The 14,237-nt window shown below is 47.9% G+C and carries 12 protein-coding genes; 7 read left to right on the forward strand and 5 right to left on the reverse strand.

Features of this window, described 5'->3' with window-relative positions; genetic code table 11:
* Positions 1-33: 33 nt before the first annotated feature.
* The 4 genes from SSED_RS01325 (at position 34) to SSED_RS01340 (ending at position 4,006) form a co-directional block, all read left to right on the forward strand.
* Entirely contained in the window at positions 34-1,365 is a 1,332-nt protein-coding gene (locus tag SSED_RS01325; RefSeq protein WP_012004400.1) for a M16 family metallopeptidase, read from the forward strand.
* Positions 1,362-2,804, forward strand: a complete 1,443-nt coding sequence (locus SSED_RS01330; RefSeq protein WP_012004401.1) for a M16 family metallopeptidase — start codon at positions 1,362-1,364, stop codon at positions 2,802-2,804. The genes SSED_RS01325 and SSED_RS01330 overlap by 4 nt, the downstream gene beginning before the upstream one ends.
* Before the next feature lie 142 nt (positions 2,805-2,946).
* A complete protein-coding gene (locus tag SSED_RS01335) occupies positions 2,947-3,513 on the forward strand; it encodes a hypothetical protein (RefSeq protein WP_012004402.1) in 567 nt (188 codons plus the stop codon).
* Entirely contained in the window at positions 3,470-4,006 is a 537-nt protein-coding gene (locus tag SSED_RS01340; RefSeq protein ID WP_012004403.1) for a hypothetical protein, read from the forward strand. Before SSED_RS01335 ends, SSED_RS01340 begins: the two co-directional genes overlap by 44 nt.
* A 47-nt stretch (positions 4,007-4,053) precedes the next feature.
* Here the strand turns inward: SSED_RS01340 and trmL are convergent, their stop codons facing one another.
* Positions 4,054-4,518, reverse strand: coding sequence for a tRNA (uridine(34)/cytosine(34)/5-carboxymethylaminomethyluridine(34)-2'-O)-methyltransferase TrmL (gene trmL, locus SSED_RS01345; protein ID WP_012004404.1), 465 nt, complete (start codon positions 4,516-4,518; stop codon positions 4,054-4,056).
* 252 nt (positions 4,519-4,770) lie between these two features.
* Between trmL and SSED_RS01350 the strand changes: the two genes are divergently transcribed.
* Positions 4,771-5,706 (forward strand): LysR family transcriptional regulator, encoded by a 936-nt coding sequence (locus tag SSED_RS01350; protein WP_012004405.1) that lies wholly within the window; start codon positions 4,771-4,773, stop codon positions 5,704-5,706.
* On the opposite strand, the gene SSED_RS01355 is transcribed toward SSED_RS01350, so the two are convergent.
* The 3 genes from SSED_RS01355 to exaC form a co-directional block, all read right to left on the reverse strand.
* Positions 5,703-6,599: a YjjW family glycine radical enzyme activase gene (locus SSED_RS01355; protein WP_012004406.1), complete on the reverse strand. Its 897-nt coding sequence runs from the start codon at positions 6,597-6,599 to the stop codon at positions 5,703-5,705. The two genes, SSED_RS01350 and SSED_RS01355, sit on opposite strands and share 4 nt — an antisense overlap.
* A complete protein-coding gene (locus SSED_RS01360) occupies positions 6,571-8,124 on the reverse strand; it encodes a YjjI family glycine radical enzyme (protein WP_012004407.1) in 1,554 nt (517 codons plus the stop codon). The genes SSED_RS01355 and SSED_RS01360 overlap by 29 nt, the downstream gene beginning before the upstream one ends.
* Before the next feature lie 250 nt (positions 8,125-8,374).
* On the reverse strand, positions 8,375-9,895 hold the full coding sequence (gene exaC / locus SSED_RS01365; protein ID WP_012004408.1) for an acetaldehyde dehydrogenase ExaC: 1,521 nt from the start codon (positions 9,893-9,895) through the stop codon (positions 8,375-8,377).
* A gap of 304 nt (positions 9,896-10,199) precedes the next feature.
* On the opposite strand from exaC, the gene SSED_RS01370 reads away from it, so the two are divergent.
* Together SSED_RS01370 and acuI are read left to right on the forward strand one after the other, a co-directional pair.
* A complete protein-coding gene (locus SSED_RS01370) occupies positions 10,200-11,996 on the forward strand; it encodes a sigma-54-dependent Fis family transcriptional regulator (RefSeq protein ID WP_012004409.1) in 1,797 nt (598 codons plus the stop codon).
* A 173-nt stretch (positions 11,997-12,169) separates the two neighbouring features.
* A complete protein-coding gene (acuI, locus tag SSED_RS01375) occupies positions 12,170-13,150 on the forward strand; it encodes an acrylyl-CoA reductase (NADPH) (RefSeq protein ID WP_012004410.1) in 981 nt (326 codons plus the stop codon).
* Here acuI and SSED_RS01380 read toward each other — a convergent pair.
* A complete protein-coding gene (locus SSED_RS01380) occupies positions 13,147-14,064 on the reverse strand; it encodes a LysR family transcriptional regulator (protein ID WP_012004411.1) in 918 nt (305 codons plus the stop codon). The genes acuI and SSED_RS01380 overlap by 4 nt on opposite strands.
* Between the last annotated feature and the right edge of the window lie 173 nt (positions 14,065-14,237).

Genomic DNA, 14,237 nt, shown 5'->3' on the forward strand with positions numbered 1-14,237 from the left:
TTAACTGTCTTGCTCATTTAGAAGGAGCTAAAAATGATCCGAAAATTATCGGCGCTGATAATGGCCGCGGGGTTAATGATGACCTCGCAGGTGTCTCAGGCGACGCAAGTAGAAGATATCAAAAGTTTTACACTTGATAATGGCATGAAAATTATGGTCTTGGAAGATGCATCTATTCCAAATGCCAATATGTACCTGTTTTGGAAGGTGGGCTCCAGAAATGAGGTACCTGGTATCACAGGTATCTCGCATTTCTTCGAGCATATGATGTTCAATGGCGCAAAAAAATATGGTCCCAAGATGTTTGACCGCACCATGGAGGCGGCGGGAGGGGCTAACAATGCCTATACAACGGAAAATATCACGGTTTATACCGATTGGTTTCCGGCGAATGCATTAGAGACCATATTCGATCTGGAAGCAGATCGAATCGCCAGTCTCGATATTAATGAGAAAATGGTTGAGAGCGAACGAGGTGTCGTCGCATCAGAGCGTACTACAGGTCTTGAAAACTCTAATTGGCGAACGCTCCAGGAAGAGATTAAAGGAGCGGCTTTTCGAGCTCATCCCTATAGCTGGTCAGTTATCGGGCATGAATCAGATATCGCTGCATGGACATTGGATGACTTAGTTCAATATCACAAAACCTACTATGCCCCCAATAATGCCGTGGTTGTGATAGCCGGTGATGTGAAGCTCGCCGAGGTTAAGGCTCTCGCAGATAAGTATTTTGCGCCAATTTCCGCACAAGCCCCTCCAAAAGAGGTGAAGACGGTGGAGCCGCTACAAAAAGGTGAGCGTCGAGTCTATGTGCATAAGGCATCAGTCAGCACACCAAATGTGATGTTGGCTTATCATGTACCCTCAACATCCCATGAAGACTATTACGCACTCGATCTGCTCTCCTCTGTCTTGAGCACGGGTAATAGTTCACGCCTCTATCAATCTCTCGTTGAAAAGCAGGTTGCGATAGAGGTCGAAACTTATCTGCCGATGACCTTCGACCCTAACCTTTTCTATGTCATGGGTGTCGCTAACCCCGGGATCACGGCAACAGAACTTGAAAAGGACCTGATTGCAGAGATCAACAAGGTTGCCCGTGAAGGGGTGACTGAGCAGGAGTTGGAAAAGGTAAAAAATATCAAGTTGATGAATTTCTATCGTTCAATGGAAACAATCAACGGTAAAGCTAATACCGTTGGAACGTATGAGCTTTATTTCGGGAGTTTTGAGAAGTTGTTTAATGCGCCGGAAGCTTATGGAAAAGTGACGCCTGCCGATCTGCAACGTGTCGCACAAACTTACCTGCGTCGTGCAAATCGAACCGTTGCCGTATTGGCCGCCATAGAGGAGACAGATGAATGAAAACCTTAACTCATCTATCAAAAAGCTCGAACAGACTTATTGCTGCCATCTTTATCACAGGCATGAGCTTGTCCGGTTGTGCCACTCAGACTGTATCGACACCGGTAGATACCGGTAGCTTTAGTATGCCGGCCTATGAGCAGTTTAAGCTTGAAAATGGTTTAACTGTCTATTTAATGCCGCAAAAAGAGGTACCACTAATCACGGTAAACGCGGTGGTTCGCGCCGGGGCCGTGAATGATACGACCTCGGGTGTCGCTGGAATGACGGCTCAAAGCTTACTCTTGGGAGCCGATGGTAAGTCGAAAAGTGAAATCGAACAGATGGTCGATTTTCTCGGTGCGTCTATCTATGCCGATGCGGGAAAAGAGGGGAGCTACATAGGTGCTGATTTTATGGCTAAAGATAGCGATAAGATCTTGCCCCTGATCCAGAGTTTACTCCTGTCACCGGATTTCGATGCCGCCGAGTTCGATAAGCTACGTCAACGGGAGATTGCCGGACTATCTCAGGCGAAAGAGAGCCCTCGCGCCGTTATCAGCCGCTACTTCGACAAACTAATTTATGGTTCACATCCATATGGTAACGCCTCATCGGGTAATAGTGTCTCATTAGCTGAGCTCAATATCTCGCAATTAAGAGCGTTTCATCAGAGTTATTATCAGCCAGCTAACACAGCGATAAGTGTTGTCGGTGACTTCGACGTTAAGCAGATGAAATCTACTATGAAGCAGTTGTTTGGTCGTTGGAAGAATAGTGAAGAGGTTGTCACACCTGCACTAAAATCCAATCAACCCGAGCTGACAAAAAGTCAGGTACTGTTAGTCGATAAGGGTGATGCAATCGAAACTACCTTCCTTATCGGCGGTAAAGGGATCTCCCGTGACAACCCGGATTATGTCGGCTTGAAGGTGATTAATACCATCCTTGGAGGACGCTTTACGTCATGGTTGAATGATGAACTAAGGGTTAATGCCGGATTGACCTATGGAGCTCGTTCCGGGTTTATTCCCTATTCTGAAGGCGGCATATTCAGGATCAGCACCTTCACTAAAACTGAGACGACCAAAGAGACCATAGATCTGGCCTTGAAAACCTATGCACGACTCTGGGAGACAGGAGTCGACCAGAAGACATTAGATTCAGCTAAGGCCTATGTGAAGGGGCAGTTCCCGCCAAAGTTTGAAACCAGTGGTAAGCTTGCAGGGCTGTTATCTGACATGTACCTGTATGGTTTCGATGATGCGTTTATCAATGACTTTCAATCGAAAGTTGATGGCCTGACTCTGACCGAGGCCCAGAGGTTGGTTAGCACCTACTTCCCTCAGGATAACCTGCAATTTGTGCTTATTGGTAACGCAGACAAGATAGCGCCGATTGCTGCCGAGTATGGTGATGTGACCCGGATTGGGATTAAAGCTGTAGGATTTGGAGGATAAGAGATTAGGCTTGAGGGCTTTTAAGCCCTCAAGCACCTTTCAGTTTTTCTAGTAACCGTTTCTTCCGGCAGCTTTCTTCTCCCTGTTCTACACTTGATACGGATTGGTATTATGTACGGGTTTAAGGACAAGGAAGGTCAGCATGGTTATGAGTCAGGTATTGGCAGCTAATAAACATAGAGATATTCATCAGGATGATGACACCGTGGATTGGTGTCATATTCAGGAAAGTCTCAAGATCTTACTGTTAGCTATGGCGCAAATTGAGTTGTCATTGACCGATGGCGAGCATAACGTCACTGAGTTAGGCTCGCTATTTACCAACATGGCTAAACACTTGGATGAAGTGAATGCTTTTCTCTCTCAACAGTCAGACACCCCGGATGAGATTATCTCTCATGGCACAGATCTGGCCGCTTCGATTAATGAGGGGGTGGTTGCTTTTCAGTTTTATGACCGGGTCTCCCAGCGTCTGCAGCATGTCATTATGGGGCTGGCGCTGATGGAAGAGGTATTGAACAGTAAGCAATTACGAATATCGCCAGATGCGTGGAGAAAGCTACAGGAAGAGATACAGGAGAGTTATTCACTTGATTGTGAGAGAAAAATGTTCGATCTTGTACTGCAAGGAACATCAGTTCACGAGGCATTAAAACTCTATCGAGATGAAAATCAGTCACCTAAAGAAGATGATATCGAGCTGTTTTAAATACAGCTTATTATTTCTTATTTTTACCCCCTCTTTATCCCTGGCCGATAAGGCTAGCTTCAGTGATTTCTGTCTGTCGATGGCGGGTCAATGGCAGGGAACCTCGGCTAAGCTAAAACAGAAGCCACTCCAGACCTATGTCAGCGCAATATGTTCGGCAGACAGACGACAGCTAATATTTTCAGTCAGCCGTAGCGCAAAGCATCCTTTCAGTGAGACCTGGTGGTTCAGGGAGCGGGGAGAGTCCACTTTTCTTATCTACTACGATGGGGTGGATAAAGATAAGAGTCAGAGCTTTAGTCTGTATCAACAAAACGAGAGTTTTTCACTGCTGGGAGAGGGGAAGTTAAATAAACGACCGGCCTTGATTCAACTAAGGTTTGAGCCAAAAGAGAGCGGTTGGCTCTGGTTGCAGAATGTGCAGTACCTGGATGATGATACCGATCGTTACCTCTTCTATCGCGGCATCGAGATGATGCCGCTAGAGCGTTAGTATTGCTGAGCTACGAGCTACGAGCTACGAGCTACGAGCTTGATACCTTATACTGCCCCTTCGAAACCAATTTGTCTCCATGCCTCATAACTGATGATAGCCACGGCATTTGACAGATTAAGGCTGCGGCTATTTGCCGTCATCGGGATTTTCAGACGCTGGGTCGTTGGAAGAGACTCGATGATCTCTATCGGCAGCCCGCGAGTTTCAGGCCCGAATAGCAGTACATCCTCTTTCTCATAAGCGAGCTCTGTATGGGGCCTGCTGCCCTTGGTGGTACATGCCATGATCCGCTTGCCATCCATTGCCGCCAGAAAACTCTCAAAATCTTTGTGGCGGGTCACTCGGGTAAGGTCGCTGTAATCGAGCCCCGCACGGCGAAGCTTCTTCTCTTCCAGATCGAAGCCCATGGGCTCTATCAGGTGTAACTGGCAGCCGTTGTTGGCGCAGAGACGAATAATATTACCTGTGTTGGGAGCGATTTCTGGCTCAAAGAGTGCGATATGAAACATGCTGACCTGCCTAAAAAATAGTGAGTGGTGATTATAAGGGAAAAAACGGAGACCGGAAAACCGGAGTGTCAAAAAAAGAGTGTATATCCTGAAAGCCGGACTCATTAGTCTTAGATATACCTTGGCTATTTGTAAGGGCTATTTACAAGGGCTGAGTGCAGGGGAGCATCGGGGATATCGTCTCACTCTCTTAGGGTATATTATGACGGCATAAGTCTCGGAGTTTTAATCTATCAGGAGAATGGCTGGTTTATGGACCTCATTAAGCTCTCGCGTATCAGCATGAAGCATTTGATCACCTTGCATGTGATGTTGGATACCCTAAGTGTGACCGCCAGTGCCCAGAGGCTATGTTTAAGTCCGTCTTCAATAAGTAAAACCCTGGGGCAACTGCGAAATAGCTTGAATGATGAGCTGTTTTATCGTCATGGGAATAAGTTGGTTGCGACTCCGTTAGCACGTCGTCTCGGCCCCAGTGTGCACCAGATGATCAATGATATGAATCAGATCATGACACAAGAGGTTTTCGACCCCGCTCGTTATCAGGGACGTTTCTCGTTAGCCATGCGTGAGAGTACGTTTGAGCTATTGGCGGCTAAGTTAAGTGCCCATGTGTTGGCGCTGGCACCCAATATTCGTTTGGATATTTGGTCAAAAGACAGTGTCGGCTTCGATGGCCTGGCGAAAGGGACCTTGGATTTCATTATCTTGCCTCATGATCGCAGTCAGCCTCCGAGTACTCACAGCGATCTTGTGTGGGAGACTCTGACTAATGATGAGATGGTTTGCCTGATGAGCCCGGAACATCCTTTGGTGAAAAAAGGCAATAAAGAGCAGCCATTTACCTTAGATGATTATCTGAGCTATGGTCATATCGGCATAACGGATACGGATCTTAATACGCCATTTTTTGAAATGCAGCTGGCACAGCAAGAGCTGCAGCGTAAAGTTGCTATCTCTGTGCCGGATTTTGGTGGTGCCGCCTTGATGTGTCACCACAGTGAGTTGTTGTTTACCTGCTCCCGTCGATGGGCCGAAACGGCTTTTCAGGCGAAAGGTTTACAGATAAAGCCTCTGCCCTTTAATTATGGCGAGGTGGTGTACAGTTTGGTTTGGCACAGGCCGAGTATGAATGATCCGGCGCACCGTTGGTTATACGAACAGATATTAGCAATAGGCTGCAATTAGAGATAAACACTGGGTAAGATAGGTTGCTTAACTCCTCGCTCTGTCAGTTGGCTTGCCAGTCTTTCAATATTCGCTTCAGAGCAGACTCGCCATGCTAACGCCTCTCCCGTCACACCATGGTGTTGAAACGCATTGAGCTTGATTCGTGTCGAGGGGGGGAGCTGAGTCAGGAAACCTGCCAACGCATCAATTTCAGACTCAAAATCAGTCACTTCAGGTATCTGTAATAATCGTACTTCGTATAACTTATTGTGCAGGTTTAATAGGTTAATTGACCTCAATACCCTGTGGTTATCCCGACCCGTTATGTATCTGTGGGTCTCCTGTTGCCAGGCTTTTAGATCTATCATGGCACCATCCATATAGGGCAGGAGCTTTTGCCAGGCGGTTTCATTCAAGCTGCCATTGCTATCAAGCATGCAAGATAGGTGTTGCAGATCATCACTCGACTTGATGGCCTTAAACAGGGCAATAATGAAATGAAGCTGTAGCGTCGCTTCACCGCCGGAAATGGTTATTCCTGAGATGAAGGACGCTTGTTTGCGGATCATCTCCAGCATCTGGGTGACGTTATACTCTTGGGTCTTAGGAGTCGATTGTTTGGGGCATACGGCTAAGCAGGTATCGCACCCGGAGCATAAATCGCTATTCCACCGGATGGCATCTTTACCATCTATGGACTCCATGCTCAGCGCCTGAGTGGGACAGTGGGCAATACAGTCGCCACAACTATCACACATGTCGATTGTATGAGGATTGTGGCAGTTCTTGCAGTTGTAGTTACACCCTTGCAAAAAAACAACGAGCCTGCTTCCAGGCCCATCGACACACGAGAAATTGATAATCTGGCTTACTGACGCCGTTTTACTTAGCGTAGACAGGCGATTGTTCATGACTCGTGACTCTTGGTTTGCGATTTAAAATCCCGGTATTGGCCGCCGCTTCCGCTCCTAAACCTGTGGTATTGGTACGGGAGCCTTGCCGTTTAAAGTCAGCGATATCAGATAATTTAATCATGTAGCCTGTGACCCGGATTAAGTCGTTAGAGGCGACATTCGCGGTAAACTCACGAAAACCTAGGCTCAGCGTCCCTTTGCACAGTTGGTACATGGCTTCAGGGTTCGATTTTACCGTCTCATCAATAGTCAAAATATCGCTGATGCCGGAAGTATAATACTGGTGATGTTCGGCTAATGCCCGCACATGGGATATAGGATCGGGCTCGGTACCATAAGGGATCCGCACACCGGGAGTCACGTCGATATCCAGGCTTATTCCCCCCTGAGAATGCAGAAGCGCTCGCCCATGGTAGCCATAGGTGACAGGTGTCGATTTTACTATGCTATCCAGCGCGGCTGAGATTCGATGGCCTAACTCATTCGCAGCCTTGCTGTGACCGTAGTGCTTACTCGGCTTCTCAGATGCCGTCTCACATAATTCCGGGTTACCCAGTAATATGTTAACCGCTTCCGCCATGCCGTAAATACCGAACATAGGTGCAAACCTCTGCTCTTCAATTAGTGCCTCTTTGACCAGAAAACTATCGAAGAAGTGTGATTCTTCGTGTAGGTATTTGCTACGAGCCTCGATCAGTTCATAAGTGAGCTGGCAATAATGGGGCAAGGTATGAGCAAAGAAGTTATCGATGTTGTCGGCTTTAAGCGCGACCTCTTTAAGGTTGAGGCGCACTAAGGTATTGGCGCCACCCGCTAAAGGTAATGAGTTATAACAGCTTACAATCCCGAACCCCTGTTTGTCATAAGCGCTTTTGTGAATAGGGTAGTTGGCGATATGCGGCTTGCTGCATTCACAGATGTTGCTCGCTGCAACTTGCAATAACGCATCCGGTGTAATATCGGGATCGTACATAAAGGTCAGGTTCGGTGCGACCTGCTTAAGTTCAGCATCCACTCTTAGAATGGTTCGACAGACGATATTGTCGCTCGGCCCTATGTTTACATGCATAAAGGCATCGGGAAGCGTACGGTCGAGCATGATCCAGAAGAGTTTTAATTTTCGGTAGACGACATCTTCATCCAGTCCATCGACGAAAGGCATCAGGATCTCATCCAACTGCCCCAGATAAACCGGGATATTGGTTACAGAGGGAACGTGGTGATAGATGATGGTTAATGCGTTGAGTGCTTCATCCAGATCCTGAGGGGCTTGCAGTTCCAGATATTCCGATCCTTGTTGCAAAAATTTAGCGTAGTCGGGCAAAACGTAACGGGGTTTGAATGGCGCATTGCCTTCAAACATATCGCAGATAATACCTGTGCTCATGGCCTGAGTAACGGCCTTTGAAATAGTGAGATAAGGTAGACTTGCATCGGCCTCTAAGGCTAAGTAGTTCGATTTTTGCTTTGGGGACAGCCTTGGGTCGCTAACGATTTGCGCAAATTTTTTCTGCAAGGTCATGATGCAATATCCACTTTAAAATTATGGTTACCAATCTACCCTGGGGGCGTCATTATCTAAAGTGAAAAACTGTCGCGGCATAATTTCCAAATGGTAAATCCGCTGCTCGACCTCGCACATAATTCAGGATTGTTATCAACCGGGCTAATCGTAGGTTTTGTTGGGGATCCTTGAGGTGGCTGGATATGAAACAGCCATACCCGCGAGGGCATGACTGTAGATATTTTACTTTATAGATATTTCTTGGTTTTTAGAAAAATCCCAGAGGGTTAACATCGTAACTTACCAATAGGTTCTTGGTATTCTGGTAATGATCTAACATCATCTTATGAGTCTCACGGCCGATCCCTGACTTTTTATAGCCGCCAAATGCTGCGTGGGCGGGGTAGGCGTGATAGCAGTTAATCCAGACGCGTCCGGCTTGAATGCCGCGTCCCATGCGCTGCGCCTTGTTCATATCGCGAGTCCAAACACCTGCACCTAAGCCGTACTCGGTATCATTGGCGATAGCCAAGGCTTCGGCTTCATCTTTAAAGGTGGTGACCGAGATAACGGGGCCAAAGATCTCCTCCTGGAAGATACGCATATCGTTGGTGCCTTTTAGTATGGTGGGCTCGATATAGTATCCGCTACTCTGGTCCCCCTCTAACTTGCACATATCCCCACCGAGTAGCACCTGAGCGCCCTCGTCTTTACCTATCTGCAGGTAGCTGAGTATCTTATCGAATTGCTCCATAGATGCCTGAGCACCAACTTGAGTATCGGTATCCAATGGATTGCCCTGCTTGATGGCTTTGGCTCGTTCGATAACTTTGGCCATAAACGGCTCGTAGATCGATTCGTGGATAAGCACCCGGGATGGACAGGTACAGACTTCCCCTTGGTTAAAGAAGGCTAACAACATGCCCTCAACCGCTTTACTCAGGTATTCGTCTTCATGATCCATCACATCGGCAAAGTAAACGTTGGGAGACTTTCCACCTAACTCGACAGTTGAAGGAATTAATGACTCAGCTGCGCACTTTAGAATATGGTGGCCAATTTCGGTCGAGCCTGTGAACGCGAGCTTTGCTATTCGTTTGCTGGTGGCCAGTGCTTGTCCGGCTTCGCTGCCAAAGCCATTGACCACATTCAGTATTCCTGGTGGTAGCAGGTCTTGAATCAGTTCCAGCATCACCAGGATAGAGACCGGGGTCTGCTCGGCCGGTTTGAGTACGACGCAATTTCCCGCCGCAAGAGCCGGTGCAATCTTCCAGGCTGCCATCAAGAGTGGAAAGTTCCATGGAATGATCTGACCAACGACGCCCAGAGGCTCCGGGAAATGGTAGCTGACGGTATTCGAGTCGATATCGGCAGCGCTTCCCTCCTGGGCCCGGATACAACCGGCGAAATACCTGAAGTGGTCTACGAACAGGGGCAGATCGGCATTAATGGTCTCACGTACCGCCTTACCATTTTCCCAACACTCTGCGACAGCAAGGTACTCCAAGTTTTGCTCGACTCTATCGGCAATTCTCAGTAGCAGATTAGAGCGCTCGGTTACCGATGTTAATCCCCAAGACTCCCGGGCGGCATGAGCGGCGTCCAGAGCAAGTTCGATATCGCGCTCATCGGAACGAGGGATCTGGCAAAACGTCTGCCCGTTTACCGGAGAGCTATTGTCAAAGTACTTGCCACCGACAGGCGCTATCCATTCCCCCCCGATAAAGTTGGCGTATTGGACTTTAAAATTGACGAGTGCATCAGAGGTGCCTGGTTGTGCGTAGATCATGATTGAATTCCTTTTTTGTCTTGTTGATCGATCTTGTTATTGTTCTGCTTGTTGAGCTAAATGCCCTTAATATTAGCTGCTCTATAACAGTCTGCATGGATACTGCTATCGCATTACTATTGAAGCCGATATCGCAAGTAGTGGGCCAAATTGGTAGGAGTTGTAGATTTTTATAGCTAACAGTATGATGAAACGCTAATTTTGCTTTTCTGAATGTGTGTGGGCCGTCGATAGTCGGCAGGAGCTCAGAGGTCACACTGTGATAAAAGTGCACACCTGAGGTGTGCCACAATGGAACACAGCTATGGCATCTAAACTGCAATTACAACATTGGTTATCTGACTCATGGCAGCGAAGTGTGGGCGCTGGTTTATCTGAATCTCAACCACCCGAAGAGCTTCGCCTGAATTCATCGGCCATTCGGCAAAAGCACGAGCAGCATGGCCAGTTAATAGACTTGGTTCAGAGCCATGCCTTACCCCTGTTTAATCAGTTAATGGCTCATACCAGCAGTCGGCTGATCTTGTCTGACAGAGAGGGCTATGTCTTATCTCATTGGGGAGTGGATAAATACTCCGACAGGCTGGCTAATGTGGCGCTCGACATAGGGGTTAACTGGCAAGAGGAGCATAAGGGAACCAATGCGATAGGTACGGCATTGACTGCCAGACAGGCGGTTTCAGTGGTCGGCGACCAGCACTTCATACGACAGCATAGATTTATGAGTTGTACTGCGTGTCCGATATTTTCACCTTCCGGTGAGATGATAGCGGCCATCGATATAACCAGTGAGCAGCAAAGGCACACTCAGCAAACTTTACTCTTAGTCTCCAGCCTGGCCCAGCAGGTGGAAACGGCACTCTTGTGTCACCTCCCCGATAGCCACTACCGTATTAACCTTGCGTCACAACCCTCTCTCATTAATTCGGGGTGGCAGGGCATCTTAGTTGCAGATAATGATGGGAAAATACTGGGGTGTAACCCTATGGCAAAGCAGTTGCTGGGTTCGGCGCGAGTCGGTGATGCCATAGATCAACATCTGGGGCGGGACTGGAGCCACAATGAACGAATACAGAAGCATGAAAACCTGCATCTGCAGACTCAACCACTAAAGCCGGCTCGTATAGGTGTGGGACAAAGCAGATCTCGTTCAAACAGGCCGGTGAGCCAGTTGGGCGTAAAGTTTCGCGAACCTAAGTTAGAGCGGGCCTGGCAGCATGCCAATAAAGTGTTGAGTAAAAATATCCCCTTGCTAATCACTGGGGAAACCGGCGTAGGAAAAGATCAATTCGTTAAACAGTTACATGCCCAGAGCAGGCGGAGAGAACAGCCTATTGTTGCGGTCAATTGTGCGGCCTTACCCGATAACCTGGTTGAGTCTGAGTTATTTGGCTATCACTCAGGCGCCTTCACCGGTGCTAATCGCGCCGGTTATATAGGCAAGATTCGTCAGGCTGATGGCGGCTTCCTGTTTCTGGATGAAATCGGTGAGATGTCTCTGGGCGCTCAGAGTCGGTTATTACGGGTGCTGCAAGAGCGTGAGGTGATCCCGGTCGGGAGTAATAATGTTTATAAAGTCGATATTCAGGTGATAGGAGCGACACATACCGATCTGAAACAGCGGGTCGCCGATGGCCTGTTCAGGCAAGATCTCTACTATCGACTCAATGGATTACAGATCCGCTTACCTCCCCTGAGACAGCGCAGTGATATTGAACGCATCATTCAGAAACTACATAACAAGCATAAGGCCCATGAGCAGAATTTATGTGGCCGTTTATTGAGTCAGCTATGTCACTATCAATGGCCAGGAAACCTCAGAGAGCTGGATAATTTTATGCAGGTTGCCAGCATCATGGCTGAAGGTGAAAGCGAGCTAAACTGGTCTGCTCTACCCGATGAGTTGCAAACGCAGTTGATGGATGGAAAAGCCATTCCTCCCACCGATTCAAAACCTATGGAGCTGAGTGATACCGTGGATGCGAATGTCGTTGCCGCTTATCGGCGTTTTGAAGGCAATGTGAGCCAGTCTGCAAAGCATTTGGGGGTAAGTCGAAACACTCTATATAGGAAGCTTAAGCGACTCGGGTTGAAAAGTTAATCGTGGGTTTGCCGTTTGAAGTATCATGCTATCGATTCCGTGATTAATAGTGGATTCTTGTCAAACGAAGAATGGTAATGTGTTTGGTGCATTGTATTTATGCAAAATATGCAGTTCAGTCATGTAGTATTTTCCACTATGCTTTAAAGCTCATAATTTCAGAGGCGTCCAACATGTTCAAAGCACTGGTATTAACACAAGAAGATAGGGTTACGTTAGCTAATATTTGTCAACTTCCAGAGACTGACTTGCCTGAGGGTGAGGTGTTAGTCGATGTAGCTTGTTCATCGCTGAACTATAAAGATGGTTTGGCTGTGACCGGAACCGGACGCATTATCCGTAATTTCCCTATGGTGCCGGGTATCGATTTCGCCGGTGTTGTCAGTGAGTCTGCCGACCCACGCTATAAGGCGGGTGATAGAGTTATCCTGACCGGATGGGGCGTAGGCGAAAATCACTGGGGTGGCATGGCTGAAAAGGCGCGCGTCAACGCTGATTGGTTAGTGCCTATGCCTGAAGCTTGTTCTGCCGACAAAGCCATGATGATAGGTACTGCCGGTCTTACGGCAATGCTTTGCGTGCAGGCACTTCAAAATGCCAATATTAAACCTGAGTCGGGTGATATCTTAGTGACGGGTGCCAGTGGTGGCGTAGGTTCAGTCGCCGTCACCCTGTTATCACGCCTGGGTTATAAGGTCGTGGCCAGTACCGGACGCGCCGATGAGAATGCCGATCTTCTTCGCTCTCTTGGTGCCAGTGAAGTGATGGAGCGTAGTGAGCTCGAGCAAGATGCAAGACCACTGGAGAAGCAGCGCTGGGCAGGTATCGTCGATACCGTCGGTAATAAAGTATTAGCGACAGCATTGGCGCAGATGCAGTATGGCGGCGCGGCGGCGATATGTGGTCTGGCTGGTGGATTTGCACTGCCAACTACTGTGATGCCATTTATTCTACGTGGTGTCAGCTTGTTAGGAGTCGACTCCGTTTCATGTCCATTTGAAAAGCGCCAGGCGGCATGGGAGCAAGTGCTTGAGCTGTTACCCGACAGCTACTATCAACAAGCGGGTCAAACCATTAGCCTGGATCAGGTTCCTGAGTTCGCCGATAAGATAGTTAAAGGACAAGTAACCGGTCGAGTACTCGTTAAGCTTTAGTCTGCTAGTAATCTTTGTGTCGCAGTGGCAATCTCTTTTCTAAGCCACTGCTGACCCTTATCTAACTCACATCTGGAATGCCAAAACAGATTATAATCCAATGCGGGGATCTCAAACGGAAGCGGTTTAACTCTCAACCTATGTTTGCTTGCCGCCAGCTGCGCCATTCCTGCCGGTAGGATGATTAGTAGCTCATGGAAGGGAAGCAGTGCCAAGGCACTATCGAGGTGCGACGTCCTTAGCCGCTCCGTAGGAGCTTGATGACCGGAAATAGCAGCATCTAGTAGCGCCTTCACCCCATCACTGATCGCGATAGTCGCATGGGGATAATGCAGATAATCTTCTAAGGTTAATTCACTGTTTGCTAAAGGATGTCCTGGCGACAGCAGGCAACTCACCCCCACCTTTCCCAGAAACTCTTGATTGAGCTGTAATGTTTGTCCGATGGCTCGACAGATCGCCATATCGGCTCCCTGAGCGCTGAGCTGTGATTGCATCTCTTTGTGTTGAACCGGGATAATTTCAAGCTGAATATTGGGTGCCTTACGATAGATATCAGGCAATATAAAAGGCACCAAGGCCTGCATCGCATAGTCGGTGGCGGCGATGGTGAATTTTTGTTTACAGGCTTCAGGCACAAACACCTTAGGCGTAAGCATCTCAATTAACTGGCCTGTGGGGTGCTGTAGTTGTTGATAGCAATCGAGGGCAAATTGAGTGGGAACTAACCTCTGTCCAACGCGGGAAAAAAGTGGGTCATTGAGCATTTCACGCAGACGAGCCAGAATTCTGCTGGTGGCAGACTGGCTCAGATGTAATCGCTTAGCGGCTCGAGTAACACTGCACTCTTCAACCAGGATCTGTAATGCGATAAGCAAACTGAGGTCCTGTCGGTAAATATCTTCTAGTTCCATACATACTTATTCCGGTTTTTATCTCATCACACTAACATCAGGACGTGGTCTACGCTTGGTTTTCCTTACCTTTCTAGCCCTTTATCTGCTTTTGGAACTCAGTCCAAAATACCTCTAAAGTTGTAATTTTAAACGAATTTGAACCTAGGCTTAGTTTTCAATATGTTACCAAA

It is taken from the genome of Shewanella sediminis HAW-EB3 (assembly GCF_000018025.1).
Classification (GTDB): Bacteria; Pseudomonadota; Gammaproteobacteria; order Enterobacterales; family Shewanellaceae; genus Shewanella; species Shewanella sediminis.

Excerpts from the sequence above, each read along its gene's own strand:
- SSED_RS01330 (WP_012004401.1), top strand. The coding sequence starts at position 1,362 with ATGAAAACCTTAACTCATCTATCAAAAAGCTCGAACAGACTTATTGCT.
- SSED_RS01350 (WP_012004405.1), top strand. The coding sequence starts at position 4,771 with ATGGACCTCATTAAGCTCTCGCGTATCAGCATGAAGCATTTGATCACC.
- SSED_RS01335 (WP_012004402.1), top strand. The coding sequence starts at position 2,947 with ATGGTTATGAGTCAGGTATTGGCAGCTAATAAACATAGAGATATTCAT.
- acuI (WP_012004410.1), top strand. The coding sequence starts at position 12,170 with ATGTTCAAAGCACTGGTATTAACACAAGAAGATAGGGTTACGTTAGCT.
- SSED_RS01360 (WP_012004407.1), bottom strand. The coding sequence starts at position 8,124 with ATGACCTTGCAGAAAAAATTTGCGCAAATCGTTAGCGACCCAAGGCTG.
- SSED_RS01380 (WP_012004411.1), bottom strand. The coding sequence starts at position 14,064 with ATGGAACTAGAAGATATTTACCGACAGGACCTCAGTTTGCTTATCGCA.
- SSED_RS01340 (WP_012004403.1), top strand. The coding sequence starts at position 3,470 with ATGAAAATCAGTCACCTAAAGAAGATGATATCGAGCTGTTTTAAATAC.
- SSED_RS01325 (WP_012004400.1), top strand. The coding sequence starts at position 34 with ATGATCCGAAAATTATCGGCGCTGATAATGGCCGCGGGGTTAATGATG.
- trmL (WP_012004404.1), bottom strand. The coding sequence starts at position 4,518 with ATGTTTCATATCGCACTCTTTGAGCCAGAAATCGCTCCCAACACAGGT.
- SSED_RS01355 (WP_012004406.1), bottom strand. The coding sequence starts at position 6,599 with ATGAACAATCGCCTGTCTACGCTAAGTAAAACGGCGTCAGTAAGCCAG.
- exaC (WP_012004408.1), bottom strand. The coding sequence starts at position 9,895 with ATGATCTACGCACAACCAGGCACCTCTGATGCACTCGTCAATTTTAAA.
- SSED_RS01370 (WP_012004409.1), top strand. The coding sequence starts at position 10,200 with ATGGCATCTAAACTGCAATTACAACATTGGTTATCTGACTCATGGCAG.